The sequence below is a fragment of the Streptomyces sp. NPDC060035 genome, assembly GCF_042736635.1.
Classification (GTDB): domain Bacteria; phylum Actinomycetota; class Actinomycetes; order Streptomycetales; family Streptomycetaceae; genus Streptomyces.
Genome location: NZ_JBHWVO010000010.1, coordinates 46,419 through 67,480 on the forward strand (window position 1 = coordinate 46,419; position 21,062 = coordinate 67,480).

Sequence of the window (21,062 nt, forward strand, 5' to 3'; positions counted from 1 at the left end):
AGGAAGCGGTGTGACTGCGGGGATGTCCCCGTTCACCGTATGCGTTCTCCCTGCCCGGGCTCCCCCGGGCCCGGACAGGGAGGTCTCTCAGCCGTGGCGGCGGCGCAGTACGCGGAAGGCGAGCACGAAGGCCAGGGCGGCGAGGGCGAGGAGGATGCCGGTCTCGACGAGCTGGAGGGGCCAGAAGTGCGAGGCGGGGTGGAAGTCGATGAACGCGCCGGTGACGTCGTGCTCGGCCAGGCACCGCTGCATGGCGGCCTCGTCGGCCTGCGGCAGGCACACCTCCCACGGCAGCCGCTCACCGCTGCCGGTGACCCGGCCGAGCTCGACGACCCAGGAGGTCACCGGAATGCCCGAGTTCCCCTCGGTCGGGCGGATCTCGGTCAGCAGGGGCCAGAGGCCGCTCCGGAGGGTCCCGAGCGTCGCGATCACGGTGCCCGTGACGAGTGCGGCCACCGACATCGCGGCCACGGTGCGGCGCACCAGCAGCCCCGTGAGTGCACCCACGGCGATGCCGAGCAGCGTGTAGCCGACGGTCGCGGGGGGTGTCGCGGCGAAGACCGGTGCCTCGTACCAGTAGAGCGGACTCTCGGTGCCCGCCCCTGACCGTGCCCAGGTGAAGACGGCGGACAGCACGGACACACCGGCGACCAGCAGCACGGCCGGGACGGCGAGCTTGGCGGCCAGCCAGCGCGTCGGTGTCACGGACTGGGTCCAGGCCATGCGGTACGTACCGCTCTCCAGCTCCCTGGCGATCATGGGGCCGGCGACGAACGCGCTGACGACCCCGGGCAGGGCCGTGAGTATCAGCGACGCGTAGGTCAGCACCCTGCTGTACAGGTACATCGCGTCGCTGTAGTCCCTGATCCGCTGGTCGCACTCGGGGCCGGAGACACCCGAGACTTCGCAGGGGCCCGCCTCGAACGCGTCGATGAGGTGGGACGTCCGCAGCGCGTAGCCGACGAGGACGACGATTCCGGCCACGGCGACCAGACCCGCGATCTGCAGGGCGCGCCGGTGCTGGCGTACGACCACGCGGGCGGGGCCGCGCAGGGTGAGCGTGCTCATGCGGCAGCCCCCGCCCGGCTCGATGTGCCGGTCGCGCTCGGCGTGAGCAGCGGCGGGGCGTCCGGCGAGCGGAGGTGGGCCAGCAGGAGCTCCTCCAGCGAAGGCTCCGTGACGTCCCAGGCGGCGAGGTCCACCGGGCCCTCCTTCCGTACGAGTGCGGTGAGCTGACGTCCCGTCGTGCGGGACTCGACGACGGTGTGCGGGGCGAGGTCGCCGACCTGGCCGGTGAGCACGGCGTGCGCGGCGAGGATGTCGTCGCTCTCGCCGCCGAGCCGGACCGTGCCGCCGTCGACGAGCAGGAGGTAGTCGCAGGCGCCCTCCAGCTCGGTGAGGATGTGCGACGACATCACGATGGTCGTGGCGTGCTCGGCGGCCTCGGCCATCAGGGTGCCCATCAGCTGGTGCCGGGCGAGTGGGTCGAGGTCGGCCATCGGCTCGTCCAGCAGCATCAGTTCGGGCCGCTTGCCCAGCGCGAGCGCGAGGGCGAGCCGGGTGCGCTGCCCGCCGGAGAGCGTGCGGACCTTCGCGTCCTGCGGGAGCGTTGCGGCGACCCGGTCGGCGGCCGCGCGGTCCCAGGTCGTGGGGTTGAGCTCCTGGCCGGCCCACAGGGTGTCGGCCACGGTGAACTGCGGGTACAGGGGCTTGTCCTGGGACACGTACGCGATGCGCGGCCGGGCATCGGCGGGAGTGGCGGAGCCGAGGACCCGCACCGTCCCCTCGGTGGGCCGGAGCAGGCCCGCCGCGAGGGCGAGCAGGGTGGACTTCCCGGCACCGTTGGGCCCGACAAGGGCGCACACCCGTCCGGCGGGCAGCCGGAACGAACAGTCGCGCAGCGCCCACCCGGCCCTTCGCCCGTACTTCATACCGAGGCCGGTCGCCTCGATCGCGGCGCCTGTCATGACTCCTGGTCCCCCTTGAATGTGCTGTCCAGTACGGCGGTGAAGAGAGCGCTCACGTCGTCCTTGTCCAGTCCCGCTGTGCGGGCTCTGCGGGCCCAGTCGGCGAGTTCGGCCCGCAGCGGTGCGTCGCCCGCGGCTGCCGCGCTGCCCAGGGTCCGGCGGACGAAGGTGCCGAGGCCGCGGCGGGCCTCGACGAGGCCCTCGCGTTCCAGTTCGCGGTAGGCCTTGAGGACGGTGTTGGGATTGATGGCTGTGGCCTCGACGACCTCGCGGGCCGTGGGCAGCCGGTCGCCGGGCTCCAGCACACCCAGACGGAGGGCCTGTTTGGTCTGCTGCACGATCTGCAGATAGGTGGCGACGCCGCTGCGCCGGTCGATGCGGAACTCGACCGCTGCGGACTCGGCCATGTTCACCACCCTTTCACTAATTGAGTAGTGAAAGGGTGTCGCAAAGAAGGGGCGACGTCAAGCGACGCCGCCCCGACCGGTTCTGACCAGGTGTCAGGACTCCGTGCGGTACATCAGGTCGACCTCGTGCGTGGCGAAGCCCATCCGCTCGTACACCGACAGGGCCGCCGGGTTGTCGGCGTCGACGTAGAGCATCGCGGTCGGCAGCCCCTGCGCCGCCAGGTGGCGCAGTCCGATCGCGGTGAGTGCCTTGCCGAGGCCGCCGCCCTGGGCCTCGGGCAGGATGCCGACGACGTACACCTCGCCGAGCTGCTCCTCGGTGTGCACCTTCGTCCAGTGGAAGCCGATGATCGCGCCGTCGCGCTCGGCGAGGAAGAAGCCCTTCGGGTCGAACCACGGCGAGGCCTTGCGGTCGTCCAGGTCCCGCTGGGTGAGGGAGCCCTGCTCGGGGTGGTGGGCGAAGGCGGAGCTGTTGACGGCGAGCCAGGCCGTGTCGTCCTGGCCCGGCACGAAGGTACGGACGGTGACGCCCGGGGGCAGGACCGGCTCGGCGATGTCGAGCGAGCCGAGAGGGCGGCGGAGCTGGCGCAGCTCCCGGAAGAGGGAGAGGCCGAGGACCTGGGCGAGGTGCCGGGCCGCCGACTTGCCGCCGTGCGCCCAGACCCGCAGCCGCTTCCCGGTCGCGGCGAGGAGGGCGGACCCGAGGGCCCGGCCGTGCCCGTGGCCGCGGTGGGAAGGATGGACGACGAGCTCGGCGGCGGGGGCCTCGACGGGGTCGGTGTCCTCCAGCTGCGCGTACCCGGCCAGTGTGCCGTCGGCGGTGAGCAGGAAGTGCCGGATGCCCTCGCGGTGCCCGCCCCGGAGCTGGAGCCGCCCCTGCTCGGAGACCGCCTCCCTGCCATCGGTCCCGGCCGCTTCGCCGAGAAGGGCCAGGACGGCGTCGGCCTGCTCGGAGGTGAGTGCGTCGAGGGTCTCGATCGCACGGCCGGGGGCGGGGAGGGGTACGTCAGTCGTCATGGGTACGAGCGTACGGCGACGGGGTGGGGCGTTCCATGCCGTCGCGACCGTAGCCGCGGAGAACGCCCCACCCCGGAGGGCACCGGGGTGCGTTGCGCGACTTCCTCGATGCCGGGGGCGTAGCCCTCCAGGGCCACCTTCGCGGCGGAGAGTGGAGATTTGGCCGGATCTGCCGCTTTCCGGTCGTGAAGCAACCAGCTCGTAACCCCGACACCCTGTCGCGCTACGCGCGTTGACTCTAGGCTGCGGCAGCAGGCTCCAGACCTGTCACCACTCCCAGACCTCCCGCTGAACTCACAAGGGGACCGATGTCAGCGACTCCGCAGAAGAACCGCGCGTCCAGGCGGGTGCTCGCCGCCGCTGCCGGGCTGGCCACCGTCGGCGCGCTCGTCGCCGCGATGCCGGCCGACGCCCATGACCGGGGCCACGGTCATGGCCACAAGCCCCGTACGGTCGACGTCCAGTTGCTCTCCTTCAACGACCTGCACGGCAACCTGGAGCCGCCGGCCGGTTCCGCCGGGGCGGTCAGCGAGACGCAGGCCGACGGCACCGTGAAGTCGATCCCGGCCGGTGGCGTCGAGTACCTGGCGACCTCGCTGCGCACCGCGCGCAAGGGTCACCCGTACTCCGTCACCGCAGCCGGTGGCGACATGGTCGGCGCGAGCCCGCTGCTCTCCGGCCTCTTCCACGACGAGCCCACGATCGAGGCGCTCAACGGCCTCGACCTCGACGTGACGTCCGTCGGCAACCACGAGTTCGACGAGGGAGCCACCGAGCTGGCCCGTCTGCAGAACGGCGGCTGCCACCCGGCCGAGGGCTGCTACGAGCAGGGCAAGAAGTTCCAGGGCGCGGACTTCCCGTACCTCGCGGCCAACGTGACGGCCGAGAAGACCGGCAAGCCGATCCTCAAGCCGTACACGGTCTGGAAGAAGAACGGCGTCAAGATCGGCTTCATCGGGGTGACCCTGGAGGGCACGCCGAACATCGTCACCGCCAACGGCGTCAAGGGCCTGAAGTTCCACGACGAGATCGAGACGGTCAACAAGTACGCCAAGGAACTGGACCGCCAGGGCGTCAAGTCCATCGTCGCGCTGATCCACGAGGGCGGGGCCCCGGCCTCCTCCTCGTACAACTACAACTGCGACAGCCCGGGCGCCGGTGACGGCATCTCCGGGCCGATCGTCGACATCGCGAAGGGCATCACGCCGAAGGTCGACGCCCTGGTCACGGGCCACACCCACCAGGCGTACGTGTGCACGGTCCCGGACCCGTCCGGCAATCCGCGCTTGGTCACCTCGGCCTCCTCGTTCGGCAAGGTCTACACGGACACGACCCTCACCTACGACCGTCGGACCAAGGACATCGTCCGCACGTCGGTGAAGTCCGTGACGTCGGCGAACCACGTCGTCAGCCGGGACCAGGCCAAGGCCACGGACATGACGGCGCTGATCGCCCGCTGGAACACCCTCGCGGCCCCGATCGCGAGCCGGCCGCAGGGCTTCATCGCCGCAGACATCAACGGCCGCGGCTCCACGGCCCCCGAGAAGCCGCTCGGCAACCTGATCGCGGACGCCCAGCTGGAGGGCCTGGCCCCGGCGGACAAGGGCGGTGCGGTCGTCGCGTTCATGAACCCGGGCGGTATCCGCTCCGACCTCGTGTACGCGGCCTCCGGCAGCGAGGGCAACGGAGTGGTGACGTACGGCGAGGCGTTCACCGTCCAGCCGTTCACCAACATGATGAACGTCGTCGACCTGACCGGCGCGCAGCTCGTGGCCGCGCTCCAGCAGCAGGTCAGCGGTTCCAACGCGGCCAGCCCGAAGATCCTCCAGGTGTCGAAGGGCCTCACCTACACGCTCGACCTCACGAAGGCGGGTGCCGACCGTGTGGTCGCCGGCTCGATCCTGCTGAACGGTGAGGCGATCGACCCGGCGAAGACGTACCGCGTCGCGATGAACGAGTTCCTCGCGGGCGGCGGCGACGGCTTCGCGGCCCTCGGCCAGGGCACGAACAAGCTGGTCGGCCCGTCCGACCTGGACCTGTTCAACGCCTACCTGGCGGCGCACTCCACGGCCTCCGCGCCGCTGGCCCCGCCGGCCACGGACCGGATCACGGTCATCCAGTAGTCGGCGGCAGACGCACGGGAGCGGGGCGGCGGGCCGAAATGGCCCACCGCCCCGCTCCTGCCGTTTTCACCCCGCCCACCGGACATCGCCCCCGCGGCGCCCGGCCGTCGGCCCTGTTCCGGTTTTGAGGTGTACCCGACATAATTTCAGGCCTCCCCCACAGCCGACGGAGGCCTCCCCGCATGAGCCCGTACACCGTCACCCGCCGGAACTTCCTCACAGGCGCCCTCGCTGCCACCGCCGGAGTCCTCATCGGCGCGACGCCTGCCGTCGCAGCCGCCGGCCGGGCCCTCGGCACGCAGGACTGGATGGGCGGTCTCGCCGACGCCACCCCTCTGCAACGCCTCACGATCCCGGGAACGCACAATTCGGGGGCCCGCTACGGCGGCCCCTGGACGGAGTGCCAGAACACCACGGTCGCCGAGCAGCTCAACAGCGGTATCCGCTTCCTCGACATACGCTGCCGGATCAGCGGCGACGCGTTCGCCATCCATCACGGAGCGTCGTACCAGAACCTGAACTTCGACGATGTGCTGGTCGCCTGCCGGGACTTCCTGGCCCAGCGGCCATCGGAGACCGTACTGATGCGGGTCAAGCAGGAGTACTCGGAAGAGAGCGACGCCGCGTTCCGCCGGATCTTCGACCTGTACCTCGACGGCAAGGGCTGGCGCCCGCTCCTCCGCCTCGACTCGGCCCTCCCGGACCTCGGCGCGGCCCGTGGCAAGGTCGTGGTGCTCGCCGACAACGGCGGCCTGCCGGGGATCCGGTACGCCGACCCGGCGGTCTTCGACATCCAGGACGACTACATGGCCGAGCCGTTCGGCAAGTACCCGAAGATCGAGGCGCAGTTCCGCAAGGCCGCGCAGCAGCCCGGCAAGCTGTTCATGAACTACGTGAGCACCGCGGCCCTGATGCCGCCCCGCTGGAACTCCGACCGGCTCAACCCGCAGGTCCACTCGTTCCTCGACGGGGCGCAGGCGTCGGGCTGGACCGGACTCGGCATCGTTCCGCTGGACTACCCGGCCACCCGCTCCGGCCTCGTCGCCTCACTGATCCGGCACAACCCGGCAGCCTGAGCGTTCACAGGTCCGGCGGCGGCTGCGGTGCCCCGGGGAGCGTGACCGAGGCCACCGTGCCGTCGCCGTCGCGTGGCGGGTGCAGCGCGATGGTGCCGCCCGCCTGCTGGACCGTGCGGGCCACGATGGACAGACCGAGGCCGGAGCCGGGGAGCTGGCGGGCCGAGGGAGAGCGCCAGAAGCGTTCGAAGACGTGCGGGAGTTCCTCGGCCGGAATGCCGGGGCCGTGGTCCCGGACGGACAGTTCGCCGCGGTGCAGGACGACCTCGATCCTGCCGCCGGGCGGACTGAACTTCACCGCGTTGTCCAGGACGTTGACGACCGCCCGCTCCAGCGCGGCCGGTTCGGCGCGTACGTACCAGGGGGCCAGCTCGGCAGTGATCGTCAGCTCGGGGCCGCGCAGCCGGGCGCGCTGCAGGGCGGTACGGGTGATGTCGTGCAGCGCGACCACCTGGAGGGGGCCGGGCTGCGCGGCGTCCGGGCGGGAGAGTTCCTGGAGGTCGCCGATGAGGGCGGCCAGCTCGGTCATCTGTGCCTTCACCGACGCCATCAGGGCCTTGCGGTCGTCCGGCGGGATGGCGCGGCCGGTCTCGTCGCTGCGGGCGAGCAGCTCGATGTTCGTACGCAGCGAGGTCAGCGGGGTCCGCAGCTCATGCCCGGCATCCGCGATGAGCTGGGACTGGCGGTCGCGTGAGGTGGCCAGGGAGCTGGTCATGGAGTTGAACGAGCGGGAGAGGCGGGCGATCTCGTCCTCGCCCTCGGCCGGGATCCGGACGGTGAGGTCCTCGGTGCGGGCGACGTGCTCGACGGCGTCGGCGAGCTCGTCGACGGGGCGCAGGCCGGAGCGGGCGACCCAGAGTCCGGCCGCTCCGGCGCCGACGACACCGATGCCGGAGACGAAGAGGAGCATCCAGGCGAGGGTGGAGAGCGGGTCGTCGACCTCGCTCATCGGGCGGGCGACGGAGACCGCCAGGGTGTTGACGGAGGCGGGGCCGGGGCGGTTGAGCTGGATCGGCCGGGTGTAGACCCGCAGCTGCTTGCCGTCGGTGCCGGTGACCGTGTGCAGAGCGTCCTTGCGGTCCCCGCCGGCCACGGCGATGTCCGCGTCGGTCGTGGGGAAGGGGCCGGTCCGCGACGGGGCGGCGCAGGGTTCGCCGGTGGTCGCGATGATCTGCACGCTGTACGAGCCGGGGGACGGGCGCTGGCCGGCCACCGTGCCCGCGCAGGCATTGAGCAGGTTCTGGACGTACTCCTTGTCGATCGCCGTCGAATTGCGCAGCGATTCGTCCAGCTGGTGTTCCAGCTGCTCGCGCGTCACGAACCAGCAGGAGACGGCCACCGCCGCCACCGCGACCGCCACCGCCGTGGCGACCAGCATGGCGAGGCGGGAGCGGAGCGGCAGCGTGCGGAAGCGGCGGAGCAGGCCCGTCACGCCTCACCGCCGCCGGACCGCAGGGCGTACCCCACGCCCCGCACCGTGTGGACGAGCCGCGGCTCGCCGCCCGCTTCGGTCTTGCGGCGCAGGTACATCACGTACACGTCCAGGGAGTTGGAACTGGGTTCGAAGTCGAAGCCCCAGACGGCCTTGAGGATCTGCTCACGGGTCAGCACCTGCCGTGGGTGGGCCAGGAACATCTCCAGGAGGGTGAACTCGGTGCGGGTCAGTTCGACCCGGCGGGTGCCCCGGGTGACCTCGCGGGTGTTCAGGTCCATGCGGAGGTCGGCGAAGGACAGCACGTCGTCGTCGGGGAGGGCGCCCGCCGCGACCGCGTACGAGCTGCGGCGCAGCAGCGCCCGGATGCGGGCGAAGAGCTCGTCGAGCTCGAAGGGCTTGACGAGGTAGTCGTCGGCGCCCGCGTCGAGGCCGGTGACCCGGTCGCCCACGGTGTCGCGGGCGGTGAGCATCAGGATGGGTGTCCTCGAGCCGGTGGACCGGATGCGCCGGGCGGCGGTGAGGCCGTCCATGCGGGGCATCTGGATGTCCAGGACGATCAGGTCGGGGGCGTACGACTCCGCCTTGGTGAGGGCGTCGTAGCCGTCCACGGCGACCTCGGTGCCGTATCCCTCGAAGGCGAGGCTGCGCTGCAGGGCCTCGCGCACGGCGGGCTCGTCGTCGACGATCAGAACGCGCTGCGGATCGTCTTCGGCGGGGCTCATCGCTGCTTCTTCCTTCTTCCTTCGCGTGGCTGTTGCTGCGTGCTGTGCTCTCAGCCTCGCACGGCCGTCGCACGGCGTCGCGCGGCACGGCGTCCGCGGCTGGTGGTGGCTGTGCGGACCTCCGGGGAGCGGGGGCCGTCCGTGGAGCGCCGGGCGGCCAGTTCGGCTGCCAGGGCGAGGGGAAGGACCAGGCCGGACGGGCCGGTGGCAGCGGTATCGGTGTCGGGGTTCATGGGGACCTCCTCGTCAGGAGCCGTTGCCGGCGCGCAGGGCGTCCAGGTCGGCCTTGACGGTGTTGACCGGGATGGCGAAGCCGAGGCCGACGCTGCCCGCCGCCGAGCTGCCCGAGGCACTTGCCGAACTGGGGGAGTACATCGCGGAGTTGATGCCGATGATCTCGCCGTTCATGTTGATGAGCGCGCCGCCGGAGTTACCGGGGTTGAGCGAGGCGTCGGTCTGGATGGCCTTGTACGTGGTCTTGGACGTACCCGTGTCGCCGTTGAACTGCTGCCCGCCGAACTCGAAGGGCCAGTTCCCGCCGCCCTGTTGCTGCCGGCCCTGGCCGGAACCGGAGCTGTCGTCGTCCTTGGCGACCGTGACATCGCGGTCCAGCGCCGAGACGATGCCGCTGGTGACCGTGCCGGTGAGACCCTCGGGCGAGCCGATCGCCACGACCTGGTCACCCACCTTCACCGCGGAGGAGTCGCCGAGGGAGGCCGTCTTCAGTCCGCTCGCGTCCTGGAGCTTGATGAGCGCCAGGTCCTTGTCGGCGTCGGTGCCGACGACGTCGGCGGTGTACGTCCTGCCGGTGCTGAGAGCCACCTTGATCTGCGAGGCCCCCGAGATCACGTGGTTGTTGGTGACGATCTCGCCGTCCGAGGTGATGACGACGCCGGAACCGGTGGCGTCACCCGCCGAGGACGTCGCGCTGATCTCGACGATCGCCGGTGCCACGGCCGCCGCAACGCCGGAGACGGTGCCCGCGCTGCTCCGGGACACGGTGGTGCCGCTGACGACGCTGCCGGAGCCGGAACTGTTCGAACCGCCGTCGGCGAGTTCGCCGACGAGGGTGGCGGTGCCGCCGCCGATCGCGGCCGCGACGATCGCCACTGCGGCGAGGAGGGCGAGGGGCCGCTTGACCCTGCGCTCCGGGGCCGGGGTCTGTGCGGGGGCGGGCTCGGGCGCGGGCCAGGCGGCGGCGCCGGGCTCCGCGGCGCTCTGCGGTGCGGGTTCGTACGCCGGCGGCGGCGGGTAGGCCGCCTCGCCGTTGCCGTACGAGGGGTACATCGGGTACTCGCCGCTCGGGCGGTGGCTGTCGGTCATGCCTACGAGAGTGGCCAGCGAACATGAGAAGGGCCTGAGTACGTCCTGAGAAGCCCGGCAGAACCGCGTATGCCCCATATAAGGGGCGGAGGGCTACGGCGCCGCGACCGTCGGTTCTCCGCAGCCGCACGAACGACGCACCACGAGCGCGGACGGGAACTGCTTCAGGCGCTCGCGCCGTGACCCCGAGACCCGCAGCGAGTCGTCGAGGACCAGATCCACGGCCGCCCGCGCCATCGCGGGACGGTCCGAGAAGACCGTCGTCAGGGGCGGATCCGTCAGGCCCGCCTCCTTCACGTCGTCGAAGCCCGCGACCGCGAGCTCCCCGGGCACATCGATCCGCAGCTCGCGCGCGGCCCGCAGTACACCGATGGCCTGGTCGTCCGTCGAGCAGAAGATCGCCGGCGGCCTGTCCGGGCCCGCGAGCAGCTTCAGGGCCACCTGGTAGGCGTCGTAGCGGTTGTACGGGGCGTGGAAGAGCCGGCCGTCCGTGGACCGCCCCGACTCGTGCATCGCCCGGCGCCAGCCCTCGATGTGGTCGGCGACCGGGTCACCGACCACCGGGGTCGACTCCATGCCGCCGAGGCACGCCACATAGGCGTTGCCGTGCTCCAGGAGGTGGCGGGTGGCGAGCTGCGCGCCGCCGATGTCGTCCGTGACGACCGCGACGTCGTCGATCGCCTCGGGCCGCTCGTGCAGCAGGACGACGCGGGCGTCCCAGGCCTCTATCTCGGCTGCCGCCCGCTCGCTGGGGCCCTGGCTGACGAGGATCAGGCCGGAGACCCGCATGCCGAGGAAGGCCCGCAGATAGTGGACCTCGCGCTCGTCGCGGTAGTCGGAGTTGCCGACGAGCACCATTTTCCCGCGCTCGGCGGCGGCCTGTTCGACCGCGTGCGCCATCTCCGCGAAGAACGGCTGGCGCGCGTCCGGCACGATCATGCCTATGAGGTCGGTCCGCCGCGATGCCATGGCCTGGGCGACCCGGTCGGGCCGGTACCCCAGCTCCTTGATCGCGGCGAGTACCCGCTCGCGCGTGGCCGGGGCAACCGGCCTGGGTCCGTTGTTGATGACGTAGCTGACGACCGCGGTCGACGTCCCCGCCAGTCTCGCCACATCGTCCCGCGTCACCTTGGCCACGCGCGGCAGTCTACGCGGATCGACCTACCGCTTGGCAGGCCGGACCGGGGCTTCTTCCGTAATCCCGGCTTCCGGGGACTGCTCCGAACGGGTTACGTCGTCCTCCACCATCATCGGTGCCGCCCTGTCCTTGGCCTCCTCGCGACCCCGTTCCGCCTTTTCCGGTGCGACGAAGCGGTAGCCGACGTTGCGGACCGTGCCGATCAGTGCCTCGTGCTCGGGGCCGAGCTTGGCGCGCAGCCGCCGTACGTGGACGTCGACCGTTCGGGTGCCGCCGAAGTAGTCGTAGCCCCAGACCTCCTGCAGCAGCTGGGCGCGGGTGAAGACCCGGCCCGGGTGCTGCGCGAGGTACTTGATCAGTTCGAATTCCTTGAAGGTCAGGTCGAGGACCCGGCCCTTCAGCTTGGCGCTGTAGGTCGCCTCGTCGACCGACAGATCGCCGTTGCGGATCTCCATCGGGGAGTCGTCGGCGGTGATCTGCTGGCGGCCGGTGGCCAGCCGCAGCCGGGCCTCGACCTCCGCGGGACCCGCGGTGTCCAGCAGGACGTCGTCGATGCCCCAGTCGGCGGTGACGGCCGCGAGGCCGCCCTCCGTCACGACGAGGATCAGCGGACAGCCGGGTCCGGTGGACCGCAGCAGCTGGCACAGCGAGCGCACCTGTGGGAGGTCGCGGCGGCCGTCGATGAGGATGACGTCGGCACCGGGGGTGTCGACGAGAGCGGGTCCCTCGGCGGGGGCGACCCGCACGCTGTGCAGCAGAAGGCCTAGGGCGGGGAGCACCTCCGTCGACGGTTGAAGGGCATTCGTCAGAAGCAGCAGTGAACTCATCGCCGCCCACCTGCCTGGGTCGTCGGTCGATCGTGCACGGTTCGCTCGCCCATTACGTCGGTCCTCCTCGTTCCCTGCGAGAGGGGCACTCCCGGGGCGGACCCGGGGGAGTATGCGGCACTGCTTCGTACTCGCGTACGACGTTCGCCCTGCGGCGGCGTCATACGGTTTTTACGGTGCGGCCCCGTGCCCTGGAGCCGCTGAGCTTGTTGAAACGTCTCCGTAACAACGCGCGGAAAGCACAAAAGGACCCGGGGGCTACTTTGCCCGGATCCTCTTCGCAGCAGAATAGCCCACATGAGTTCTGTGTCCGAGGGTCGATTCCTGAGTTCTTTTGTTCCCTCGATCACGCCGACCGCACGGCGCACCACATTGCTGACGGGTGACGGCGTCCGTATCGAGGCGGTGTACACCCCGTGTACGCCCGGTTCCGGCACCGGGGCCGACGCGGCATCCGCCGGTACGGCGATCGTCGTCGCACACGGCTTCACCGGCTCCGTCGACCGGCCGGCCGTGCGGCGCGCCGCCGAGGTGTTCTCGCAGCGTGCGGCCGTGATCACGTTCTCCTTCCGGGGGCACGGGAGGTCCGGCGGACGGTCCACGGTGGGCGACCGCGAGGTGCTGGACCTGGCCGCCGCGGTGGCCTGGGCGCGGTCACTGGGACACCGGCGGATCGTTACGGTCGGCTTCTCGATGGGCGGTTCCGTGGTACTTCGGCACGCTGCTCTGTATACGGCGCCGGAGGCACGGGAATCCGTGGAGACGGGATCCGCGGCGGGAGCCGAACGGGTGGGATGGCGCACTGGGGCGCACGCGGGGCGCACAGAAGCGCACGCGGATGCGGTGGTCTCCGTCAGCGCTCCCGCCCGCTGGTACTACCGGGGTACGGCTCCGATGCGGCGCCTGCACTGGGTGGTCACCCGTCCCGCCGGCCGGTTCGTCGGCCGCTACGGCTTCCGTACCCGGATCGACCGCAAGGACTGGGACCCGGTCCCGCTCTCCCCGGTCGAGGCGGTCCCCCTGATCGCACCGGCACCCTTGCTGATCGTGCACGGCGACCAGGACCCGTACTTCCCGCTCGACCACCCGAGGATGCTGGCCGATGCCGCGCGCGGCGCGGCGGACCTGTGGCTGGAGCGCGGGATGGGGCACGCGGAGAACGCCGCGGACGAGAGCTTGCTCACCCGTATCGCCGACTGGACGGCGTCGGCGTGATTCATGATGGCAGCTGACGCACGAGGAAAGGGGTGTCGCCATGGCAGCGGGGACGATCCGCTACTGGGCCGCGGCCAAGGCCGCCGCAGGGACCGCGGAGGAGCCGTACGCGGCGGTGACGCTCGCCGAGGCGCTCGACGGGGTGCGGGAGCGGCACCCGGGTGAGCTGACGCGAGTACTGCAGAGGTGCTCGTTCCTGATCGACGGGAACCCCGTGGGGACCCGTGGCCATGAGACCGTACGGCTTGCCGAGGGCGGCACGGTCGAGGTGCTCCCGCCGTTCGCAGGAGGGTGAACCGCAGACCATGAGCAACAGCGATCAGCAGTATCCGTACGGGCAGCAGTACGGGGACGGGCAGCAGCCGCCGTACGGTGATCAGGCCCCGTACGACGCCCACGCCCCGTACGACGGCTGCCCGGACGGCTCCGCCTGGCCGGCCGGGCAGGCACCGCAGCAGCCCACGGCACCCCAGGAGCCGGGGAACGCGCCGGGCCACCCCGACCAGGGTGCGACCCAGACGTGGCAGGGCCAGACCTGGGACACCCAGTACCAGCCGACGATCCGGCCGGAGCAGCAGCAGGCCGGGTACCAGCAGGCGCAGCCCGCTGCCCCGTATCAGCAGCAGGACGCGTACCAGCCGGCCGCACAGCCCGTTCCGCAGCCCCTCCCGCAGCCGGCCCCCCAGGGTGCCCCGCAGTCCGCCTCGCAGGGCAGCACCTCGGGCTCGTACCCGCTGCCGCCCGAGGTCCCGTTCGCCCAGGAGGCTCCGGCCGCCGGGGCGGCCGCCCCCGTGCAGGAAGGCTCCGGTTACAGCGCGCCCACCACGCTGGGCAACAGCCGGATCACCGACGCCCAGCGGGCCCGCGCCGAGGGGCGTTCGCCGATCATCGCGCCCGGGATGCAGCCCGCCGCCATCACGGCGGGCCTCGGCCTCCTGATCGCCCTCGGCGCCGCGATCGGGCCGTACGCCCTGCTCGTACCGCTGGTGCTGCTCCAGGCCGTGACAGCCGCCGGCTGGTTCCGGCTCAACGGCATGTGGCCTGCCAGGCAGGGCATCGCGCTCGCCTTCGCCGGTGGGTTCGTGGCGGATGCCGTCCTGCTCGCGGCGGGCCGGGACAACGCCCCGGCCGCCATCCTCGGCACGCTCGGTGTGTGGGTGCTGCTCACTCTCGTACTCCAGCTGCGCAGCCACGCCGGGGCCGACGAGCGGATGTACGGCCTGACGGCCACCGTCGCCTCGGCCGCGCTCGCCGTCCTGGCCGCCGGGCATCTCGCTGCGGCCCCGGACGCGGTGACGGTGGGCGCGATCGCGGTCGCGGTGGCCGTGCTCGTCAGGGCCCTTCCGCTGCCGGGCCCGGCCTCGGTCGTCGTCGCGCTGCTCGTCGCGGCGGGCGCCGGCGCTGCGGTCGGCACACTGGCCGGCATCGGTGCGCAGGGTGCGTTCCTCGGGCTCGCGGCCGGTGGCTGTGCGCTGATCGGTCTGCGGGTGGCCAGTTACGACTACCCGTCCAGGTTCGTGCACTTGACGGCCGGAGTGGCGCTGCCGCTCACCGCTGCGGCCCCTGCCGTCTATCTGATCGGCCGTGCGATCGCCTGATGCCGCCCATCGCCTTCCGGCCTTTTCCGGCCGGGGGGAACCGGCCGGGCCGCTTGCTCGTCGATCACTCCGGGCGTGCCGCGCAGCGGCAGTAGGCTCACGGGCACCAGGGGTCCGGCCGGTCGGAGTGGGGGAGCAACAGGCATGCGCGCACTGCGAATACTGCTGATCATCGCTGTGGTTCTCGGCGGCATCTTCGTCGCCGTGGACAGGGCAGCGGTGTACTTCGCGGAGTCGGAGGCCGCGGACCGGGTCCGGTTCGGCGGTGTGGAGACCGGTTCGACCGAGGTCGACATCAAGGGCTTTCCCTTCCTGACCCAGATCGCCGGATCGGAGCTCGACCAGGTCGACGTCAAGGTCGACGGCGTGCGGACCAGCGCGGGCGGCCGTTCGATACGGATCAGTGAGATCCGGGCCCAGCTGCACCAGGTGAAGCTCGGCGCCGGCTACACCAGTGCGACGGCCTCCCGGGCCACCGGGACGGCCGTCGTCTCGTACGAGGACCTCACCACGGCCGCGGACAACGGTGTCACCGTCGCCTACGGCGGCAACGGCAAGGTGAAGGTCTCCGGCTCGATCGAGATCCCGCTGCTGGGCCGTTCGGTCTCGCGCAGCGTGCTCTCCACCGTCACCCTGGTCGACGGCGACACCGTCAAGGTGCATGCGGACGAGGTGCCGGGTGAGGGCATCCCCGGTCTGGAGGACCTGGTCCGCAGGAAGACCGACTTCCAGCGCGAGATCGGCGGTCTGCCGGCCGGGCTGAAGCTGGAGAAGATCGAGGTTGCCGAGGACGGCCTGAAGATCTCGATGACGGGCTCGGACATCGAACTCGCCGGGTGACGGCGGTACGTGCAGCAGCGGCGGATATCCGCCGGCCGGGCGGGGTAGGGGGACCGCGAGGGCGGATGTGACGGCCGATCCAGATAATGAGACGGCCCCGTCCGACCCGTAGATGATGGCGCGGCCCGGACCTTCGGAATCCCGGTCCGGCACGGCCCCGATCGGCCTCGCGTCTCGCATAGCGGACGATCGTGTCTCACGATTCGACACGACGGTGACATCTCCGCCCGTACCTCCCTACGATCGGACACATGAAGCGACAGGCGGACCTCACGAAGCGGCGGGCAGTAGACCTGTGCCGCGTCGCCGCCATGCTCTGTCGCACCTTCTGAGCGGGACCTTCTCCCGTTTCCCCGGCCCTTCGACGATGTCAGGGCCGAACCCGTGCCTCCCGTACGCGTTCCGCTCCCCAGCACCTGCGCGTACACCTCGCACTTCGCACCCCGCACCACCCCGCCGCAGACTGCCCCGGAGGAGAATCACATGAGCCGCGCAGACGTTCTGGTCGACGCAGACTGGGTCGAGGCCCACATCGACGACCAGCAGGTCGCCATCGTCGAGGTCGACGAGGACACCTCGGCGTACGAGAAGAACCACATCAAGAACGCGATCCGGATCGACTGGACCAAGGACCTCCAGGACCCGGTCCGCCGTGACTTCGTCGACCAGGCCGGCTTCGAGAAGCTCCTGTCCGAGAAGGGCATCGGGAATGACACGCTCGTCGTCCTCTACGGCGGCAACAACAACTGGTTCGCCTCGTACGCGTACTGGTACTTCAAGCTGTACGGCCACGAGAACGTCAAGCTGCTCGACGGCGGCCGCAAGAAGTGGGAGCTCGACTCCCGCGACCTGACCGACGCCGTCCCGACGCGCCCGGCCACCGAGTACAAGGCCAAGCCGCAGGACGAGTCGATCCGCGCCTACCGCGACGACGTCGTGAAGGCCATCGGCAGCCTGAACCTGGTCGACGTGCGGTCGCCCGACGAGTTCAGCGGCAAGCTGCTCGCCCCGGCGCACCTCCCGCAGGAGCAGTCGCAGCGCCCCGGCCACGTGCCGAGCGCCCGCAACATCCCGTGGTCGAAGAACGCCAACGACGACGGCACGTTCCGGTCGGACGACGAGCTCAAGGCGCTCTACGAGGACGAGCAGGTGGACCTGTCCAAGGACACCATCGCCTACTGCCGCATCGGTGAGCGCTCCGCGCTCACCTGGTTCGTGCTGCACGAGCTGCTCGGCCAGGCGAACGTCAAGAACTACGACGGTTCGTGGACCGAGTACGGCTCCCTCGTCGGCGTGCCGATCGAGCTCGGCGCCAACAAGTAATTCCGCAGGACCTGATCAGCAGGACCCCGACCAGAAGGACAGAACACCATGTGTGGAGCACAGGCCGGCGGCCCCGACGCTTCGACGATCAAGCCGGGCGAGACGACCATCCAGGGCAGCGTGACCCGTGACGGCGAGCCCGTCACCGGCTATGTCCGTCTGCTGGACTCGACCGGTGAGTTCACCGCCGAGGTTCCGACCTCGGCGACCGGACAGTTCCGCTTCTACGCGGCCGAGGGCACGTGGACGCTCCGCGCCCTGGTCCCGGGCGGCACTGCCGACCGCACGGTCGTGGCGCAGACGGGTGGCCTCGCCGAGGTCGCCATCGCCGTGTAGTTCCCGCGCACGACCGGCCGGAGGGCCGCACCCCAGGGGGTTGGACGCCACCTGAGCAGGGGTGCGGCCCTTCGCGCCGTCCGGCCCGCCGCCGGACGGGTGGATCCGCTCTACCCTGGAGACATGTACGCCCGACGCCGTCGCGCCTACTTCCTGCTGATGGGCGGATGCCTCGTTCTCTTCGTCTCCGCCTGGGCCTTCGTGCGCCTCTGGTCCATCCCCGTGGCGGTCGGCATGTGCGTGGTCGCCATGGTCATCCCGCCCGTCGCGGCGATGGTCGCCAACCGGCGGGGGCCGGAGGACCGCTGGTGGGACGATCCCTCCGGCGACCCGAAGTCGGACGAGTGGTGGGACGAACTCGACGGAAAGAAACACCGCCGGTAGGGCAGCCCCGGGCCCTGCTCATGGACGAAGGTCAGTAGACGAGGGCCTGGCTGCCGTCCGCCATGGCCTCCTGCACGAAAACCTGGGCGCCCGCGATGCGTACGCCCTCCAGGACGTCCTTCTCCGTGATGTCGCGTCGTGCCGCGCACTGGGTGCAGAGCGTGATCCGGCCGCCGGCCTGGATCGACTCGATCAGATCCGGCAGCGGTGCGGAGTGCGGCAGTTCGAATGCGGCGGCACGCCCCGGCAGAGCGAACCAGGCGGATTCGCCGGTCAGCCAGAGCGAGACCTCGACCCCACTGGCGACGGCCACGGCCGCCACGGTGAAGGCCTGTGAGCAGCGCTCGGGGGAATCGGCCCCGGCAGTCACCTTGATCACGAGCTTCTTCGACATGTACCGAACTGTAATCGTCGGGTGAACAACCTCCCCTGTGACCTGTGGGTCAGTTGTGTGCGCAGGTAATGGAATCTGCGCCTCAGGTCTCTTTGGGGGGACCCTTTTGCAACCGAACGACACCGTTCCTGCAGGCACTGAAGTGCCTGGCGGGCCTGGCGGGCCTGGCGGGCCTGGCGGGCCTGAAGTATCTGAAGTGCCGGGCGCATCTGAAGTTCCTGGTGAACCCGCGCGGCCTGGTGAACCTGCGGGGCCGCCCGCAGAGCCCGCAGAGCCCGCAGAGCCTGCCGAGCCGCCCGCTCCGTCCGTACGTCCTCGCCCGCGCGGGCGTACGACCCTGCTGATCGCCGCAGCCGCACTGCTCGGCATCGCGGGCGGCACGGCCGTCGGCTACGACATCCAGGCCGAGCGGCCCCCGACGCCGCTGCCCGCGCTGTCGCAGTCCGATCTGGCCTACCCGGCGAAGGCTTTGCCCGCGGGCAAGGTCCCGGCCGCCCTGCCGGCCTCGCAGGACCGCCAGGTGCGGACGAGCGGCGACCTGCGCAAGCTGCTCATCGACCGGCCGGCGGGCTGGAGCGACAACAAGGCGGAGAACGGGGTGAGCGACGGCTGGCTCAGCGTGGACAGTTACGCGCGTGCCTTCAGGGCCCCGGACTTCATGTTCACCTACCTCCTGGAGAGGGATGTGCGCCGCGTCGCCGGCGCCGCCTGGAAGAAGGGGACCCACCGCGAGGCCAACGTCTGGCTCCTCCAGTTCGGATCCGGGACGGAGACGGGGGCCGTTGACCACGCCGAGAGCCAGACCTGGTACATGCCGGAAACGGAGCGCGGCGCGGGCAACGACGGCGACCCGGTCAAGGGCAGCGGCAACGGCCGCTACTACCTCTACGACGTCGTCCGGAAGCCCGGCTACCTGCCCTCGTACCGGGCGAGGGCCGTCATCCAGCGCGGCGACATCATGATCGAGATCAATATCTTCGACACCGAGCCGATCAGCAAGAAGGACATCCGGACGCTGGCCGAGCGACAGCTGGAGCGCCTGTGAACGACGTCATCCCGCCCGCCCCTGCCACCGCCCCGGAACCGTCCGTGGTCCCGGACGCACCCGCACGTTCCGGGAAGGTCCGCCGGGTGCTCCTCACCGCGCTCCCCGCCGTTCTGGTGATCGGTGCCGTCGGCGGCGCGGCCGCGTACACGAAGGTCACGGTCGACGACGCCGACCGGACCGTCAAGACGACCGCTTGGGCGGATCCCGAGCGCGGGCCCGTCAAGGATCCGGCCGGTGACACCGGCTCGGGCCGGGCCGACACCCCGCTCACCAAGCTGATGCTGCCCGTGCCCGACGGCTTCCGGCTCGGCCCCGACATCGGGGAGCACGGCAATGACGGAGAGGTCAGCGGCAAGCAGGCCACCGCCATGATGAAGGAGTCCGACAGCGGGCTCGCGGGCAGGAAACGCCGTGAGCTCGACAAGCGGATCGACCGACTCCGGATACAGGGCCTTGCCGTCCGTTCGTTCGTCGCGCAGGAGAACTTTCTCGTGGTGAAAGCCGAGATCGTGCGGATGAAGGACAAGAAGGCCGTCCGGGACCTCTACACGTTCCGGACGGAACTGTTCGACGCCATCGGTGGCTTCCGCGACGGACCGAAGGTCAACGGTCACACAGGCAAAGCCACCTGTTACCTGCAGCCCGAGGACAGCAAGAGCGAGCTGGAATCCATGATGTGCACGGCGTACGACGGTGAGCTGAGCATCAGCTACACGGCAGTCGCCGCCAAGCCCATCGACAAGGTGACCGTCGCCGGGCTGCTGAAGGACCAGCTGGACCACATCAAGTCCCCGGGGGAGTACGTATGACCGAGCAGACGGTGGAGTCGGCCGGCGAGGTCACTCCGGCCCCGAACCCGGCCGCACCGCCCGTTGCACCGGTTCTGCCCGTCCCGTCGGTTCTGCCTTCGGAGCCAGGAGAGCCCGGAGCGCAGACCCCGCCGCGCCCCCCGCGCCGGGTGCTGCGGGCCGTCGCCCGCTGGACGGCGGCTGTGCTGGTCCTCGGCGGGCTCGGTACGGGCACGGCCGTCGGCATCGCGTCGATGGAGCGCACCGACGTACCGGGCCTGGCCACCGAGACCGACGGGCGCTGGGACTATCCCCGGCTGACGTTGCCCGCCCTTCCCGCCGGCGCGCCCCGCCCGTTCAACGATTCCAACAGGGGGGAGGTCCACCACGCCGACCTGCGGCGCCTGCTGCTGCCGGCCCCGGCCGGAGCAACCGTGGACAAGAAGCTCGACGGCCGCTGGGTCAGCAGCGCGCAGTACGCCTCCCAGTACCCGAAGGCCGAGCGCGCCGCCCTCATCCAGTGGCTGGACGACTCCGCCCTGCGGCACATCGCGGCCCGCGGCTGGACCATGCCGGATGGCACGTCGTCCCGGATCTATCTGCTCCGGTTCAACTCGGTGGCGTACTCCACCGCGTTCCAGGACGAGCTGCTCGGGCTCGGGCTCGAGCAGCTCACGGACACGACCGCGCCCGCACCCGACGACGCATGGCCGGACACCGAGGTGGAAAACACCACGGCCCGCGTGTACACGGAGGCGAAGCCGTACGGCGCGGAGCAGGTCCGCCATGCGTCTGTGCTGGCCGGGGACACCGTCGCCCTCATCGTCCACACGCGAAAGGGCGGGGCAAGCACGGAAGCCGTTCCGTTCCACCAGAGTGTGATCCTGCAGAACCAGCTGCTGGGCTGACCGGGCCCGGGGGAAACCCCGGACCGTCGGGCCGGGCCCCCACCCATTAGGCTGGGGGCCCGGCCCCGTACTGCCGTCACGTCGTTCGTCCCGAGGAGCTCCCCGTGCTTGAGGCATTCTTCTCCGCCCTGCTGATTCTGGTCTGTGTCGGCGTGCTCGCCTTCTCCGTACTGACCGTGAAGAAGCTGTACCA

Annotated in this window: 24 protein-coding genes; 13 read left to right on the top strand and 11 right to left on the bottom strand. The window is 70.9% G+C overall.

Annotated elements, in window-relative coordinates; translation table 11 throughout:
• Window positions 1-87: 87 nt before the first annotated feature.
• The 4 genes from ACFWBQ_RS17705 to mshD form a co-directional block, all read right to left on the bottom strand.
• The gene (locus ACFWBQ_RS17705; protein ID WP_385489312.1) at window positions 88-1,068 is read right to left on the bottom strand and encodes a hypothetical protein; all 981 of its coding nucleotides are present in this window, start codon (window positions 1,066-1,068) and stop codon (window positions 88-90) included.
• A complete protein-coding gene (locus tag ACFWBQ_RS17710) occupies window positions 1,065-1,967 on the bottom strand; it encodes an ABC transporter ATP-binding protein (protein WP_385489315.1) in 903 nt (300 codons plus the stop codon). The genes ACFWBQ_RS17705 and ACFWBQ_RS17710 overlap by 4 nt, the downstream gene beginning before the upstream one ends.
• The gene (locus tag ACFWBQ_RS17715) at window positions 1,964-2,374 is read right to left on the bottom strand and encodes a GntR family transcriptional regulator (protein WP_385489318.1); all 411 of its coding nucleotides are present in this window, start codon (window positions 2,372-2,374) and stop codon (window positions 1,964-1,966) included. The genes ACFWBQ_RS17710 and ACFWBQ_RS17715 overlap by 4 nt, the downstream gene beginning before the upstream one ends.
• 93 nt (window positions 2,375-2,467) lie before the next feature.
• Window positions 2,468-3,391, bottom strand: coding sequence for a mycothiol synthase (mshD, locus tag ACFWBQ_RS17720; RefSeq protein WP_385489321.1), 924 nt, complete (start codon window positions 3,389-3,391; stop codon window positions 2,468-2,470).
• A gap of 308 nt (window positions 3,392-3,699) precedes the next feature.
• On the opposite strand from mshD, the gene ACFWBQ_RS17725 reads away from it, so the two are divergent.
• Both ACFWBQ_RS17725 and ACFWBQ_RS17730 read left to right on the top strand, forming a co-directional pair.
• Window positions 3,700-5,514, top strand: a complete 1,815-nt coding sequence (locus ACFWBQ_RS17725) for a bifunctional metallophosphatase/5'-nucleotidase (protein ID WP_385489324.1) — start codon at window positions 3,700-3,702, stop codon at window positions 5,512-5,514.
• A gap of 182 nt (window positions 5,515-5,696) precedes the next feature.
• On the top strand, window positions 5,697-6,590 hold the full coding sequence (locus ACFWBQ_RS17730) for a phosphatidylinositol-specific phospholipase C (protein ID WP_385489326.1): 894 nt from the start codon (window positions 5,697-5,699) through the stop codon (window positions 6,588-6,590).
• Window positions 6,591-6,594: 4 nt separating this feature from the next.
• Here ACFWBQ_RS17730 and ACFWBQ_RS17735 read toward each other — a convergent pair whose 3' ends face one another.
• The 6 genes from ACFWBQ_RS17735 to ACFWBQ_RS17760 form a co-directional block, all read right to left on the bottom strand.
• Window positions 6,595-8,022, bottom strand: coding sequence for a sensor histidine kinase (locus ACFWBQ_RS17735; protein WP_385489329.1), 1,428 nt, complete (start codon window positions 8,020-8,022; stop codon window positions 6,595-6,597).
• The gene (locus ACFWBQ_RS17740; protein WP_385489332.1) at window positions 8,019-8,747 is read right to left on the bottom strand and encodes a response regulator transcription factor; all 729 of its coding nucleotides are present in this window, start codon (window positions 8,745-8,747) and stop codon (window positions 8,019-8,021) included. The genes ACFWBQ_RS17735 and ACFWBQ_RS17740 overlap by 4 nt, the downstream gene beginning before the upstream one ends.
• 50 nt (window positions 8,748-8,797) lie before the next feature.
• Window positions 8,798-8,980, bottom strand: coding sequence for a hypothetical protein (locus ACFWBQ_RS17745; RefSeq protein WP_385489335.1), 183 nt, complete (start codon window positions 8,978-8,980; stop codon window positions 8,798-8,800).
• A 13-nt stretch (window positions 8,981-8,993) separates the two neighbouring features.
• A complete protein-coding gene (locus tag ACFWBQ_RS17750; protein WP_385489338.1) occupies window positions 8,994-10,070 on the bottom strand; it encodes a S1C family serine protease in 1,077 nt (358 codons plus the stop codon).
• 93 nt (window positions 10,071-10,163) lie between these two features.
• Window positions 10,164-11,207, bottom strand: coding sequence for a LacI family DNA-binding transcriptional regulator (locus ACFWBQ_RS17755; RefSeq protein WP_385489341.1), 1,044 nt, complete (start codon window positions 11,205-11,207; stop codon window positions 10,164-10,166).
• Window positions 11,208-11,231: 24 nt separating this feature from the next.
• Window positions 11,232-12,035 carry a winged-helix domain-containing protein gene (locus ACFWBQ_RS17760; RefSeq protein ID WP_385489344.1) on the bottom strand — a complete coding sequence of 268 codons (804 nt, stop codon included), beginning with the start codon at window positions 12,033-12,035 and terminating at the stop codon, window positions 11,232-11,234.
• A 297-nt stretch (window positions 12,036-12,332) separates the two neighbouring features.
• On the opposite strand from ACFWBQ_RS17760, the gene ACFWBQ_RS17765 reads away from it, so the two are divergent.
• The 8 genes from ACFWBQ_RS17765 (at window position 12,333) to ACFWBQ_RS17800 (ending at window position 17,731) form a co-directional block, all read left to right on the top strand.
• Complete coding sequence (locus ACFWBQ_RS17765) at window positions 12,333-13,250, top strand: alpha/beta hydrolase (protein WP_385489347.1); 918 nt, start codon at window positions 12,333-12,335, stop codon at window positions 13,248-13,250.
• A gap of 40 nt (window positions 13,251-13,290) precedes the next feature.
• On the top strand, window positions 13,291-13,545 hold the full coding sequence (locus tag ACFWBQ_RS17770; RefSeq protein WP_385489350.1) for a MoaD/ThiS family protein: 255 nt from the start codon (window positions 13,291-13,293) through the stop codon (window positions 13,543-13,545).
• 10 nt (window positions 13,546-13,555) lie between these two features.
• Complete coding sequence (locus ACFWBQ_RS17775; RefSeq protein ID WP_385489353.1) at window positions 13,556-14,848, top strand: hypothetical protein; 1,293 nt, start codon at window positions 13,556-13,558, stop codon at window positions 14,846-14,848.
• A gap of 144 nt (window positions 14,849-14,992) precedes the next feature.
• Window positions 14,993-15,688 carry a DUF2993 domain-containing protein gene (locus ACFWBQ_RS17780; protein WP_385489356.1) on the top strand — a complete coding sequence of 232 codons (696 nt, stop codon included), beginning with the start codon at window positions 14,993-14,995 and terminating at the stop codon, window positions 15,686-15,688.
• 251 nt (window positions 15,689-15,939) lie between these two features.
• Window positions 15,940-16,020 (top strand): putative leader peptide, encoded by an 81-nt coding sequence (locus ACFWBQ_RS17785; protein ID WP_350310325.1) that lies wholly within the window; start codon window positions 15,940-15,942, stop codon window positions 16,018-16,020.
• A 151-nt stretch (window positions 16,021-16,171) separates the two neighbouring features.
• Window positions 16,172-17,011: a sulfurtransferase gene (locus ACFWBQ_RS17790; RefSeq protein ID WP_385489359.1), complete on the top strand. Its 840-nt coding sequence runs from the start codon at window positions 16,172-16,174 to the stop codon at window positions 17,009-17,011.
• 48 nt (window positions 17,012-17,059) lie between these two features.
• Window positions 17,060-17,347 carry a DUF1416 domain-containing protein gene (locus ACFWBQ_RS17795; protein WP_014154938.1) on the top strand — a complete coding sequence of 96 codons (288 nt, stop codon included), beginning with the start codon at window positions 17,060-17,062 and terminating at the stop codon, window positions 17,345-17,347.
• Window positions 17,348-17,398: 51 nt separating this feature from the next.
• Window positions 17,399-17,731, top strand: a complete 333-nt coding sequence (locus ACFWBQ_RS17800) for a DUF3099 domain-containing protein (RefSeq protein WP_385489897.1) — start codon at window positions 17,399-17,401, stop codon at window positions 17,729-17,731.
• 31 nt (window positions 17,732-17,762) lie between these two features.
• Here the strand turns inward: ACFWBQ_RS17800 and ACFWBQ_RS17805 are convergent, their stop codons facing one another.
• Window positions 17,763-18,125: a DsrE family protein gene (locus ACFWBQ_RS17805; protein WP_385489363.1), complete on the bottom strand. Its 363-nt coding sequence runs from the start codon at window positions 18,123-18,125 to the stop codon at window positions 17,763-17,765.
• Window positions 18,126-18,321: 196 nt separating this feature from the next.
• On the opposite strand from ACFWBQ_RS17805, the gene ACFWBQ_RS17810 reads away from it, so the two are divergent.
• Genes ACFWBQ_RS17810 through ACFWBQ_RS17820 form a run of 3 tightly spaced genes read left to right on the top strand, consistent with a single transcriptional unit; the run spans window position 18,322 to window position 20,869 of the window.
• Window positions 18,322-19,170 (top strand): hypothetical protein, encoded by an 849-nt coding sequence (locus ACFWBQ_RS17810; protein ID WP_385489366.1) that lies wholly within the window; start codon window positions 18,322-18,324, stop codon window positions 19,168-19,170.
• A complete protein-coding gene (locus tag ACFWBQ_RS17815; RefSeq protein ID WP_385489369.1) occupies window positions 19,167-19,982 on the top strand; it encodes a hypothetical protein in 816 nt (271 codons plus the stop codon). Before ACFWBQ_RS17810 ends, ACFWBQ_RS17815 begins: the two co-directional genes overlap by 4 nt.
• Window positions 19,979-20,869 (top strand): hypothetical protein, encoded by an 891-nt coding sequence (locus tag ACFWBQ_RS17820; protein ID WP_385489372.1) that lies wholly within the window; start codon window positions 19,979-19,981, stop codon window positions 20,867-20,869. Before ACFWBQ_RS17815 ends, ACFWBQ_RS17820 begins: the two co-directional genes overlap by 4 nt.
• The last annotated feature ends 193 nt before the right edge of the window (window positions 20,870-21,062 follow it).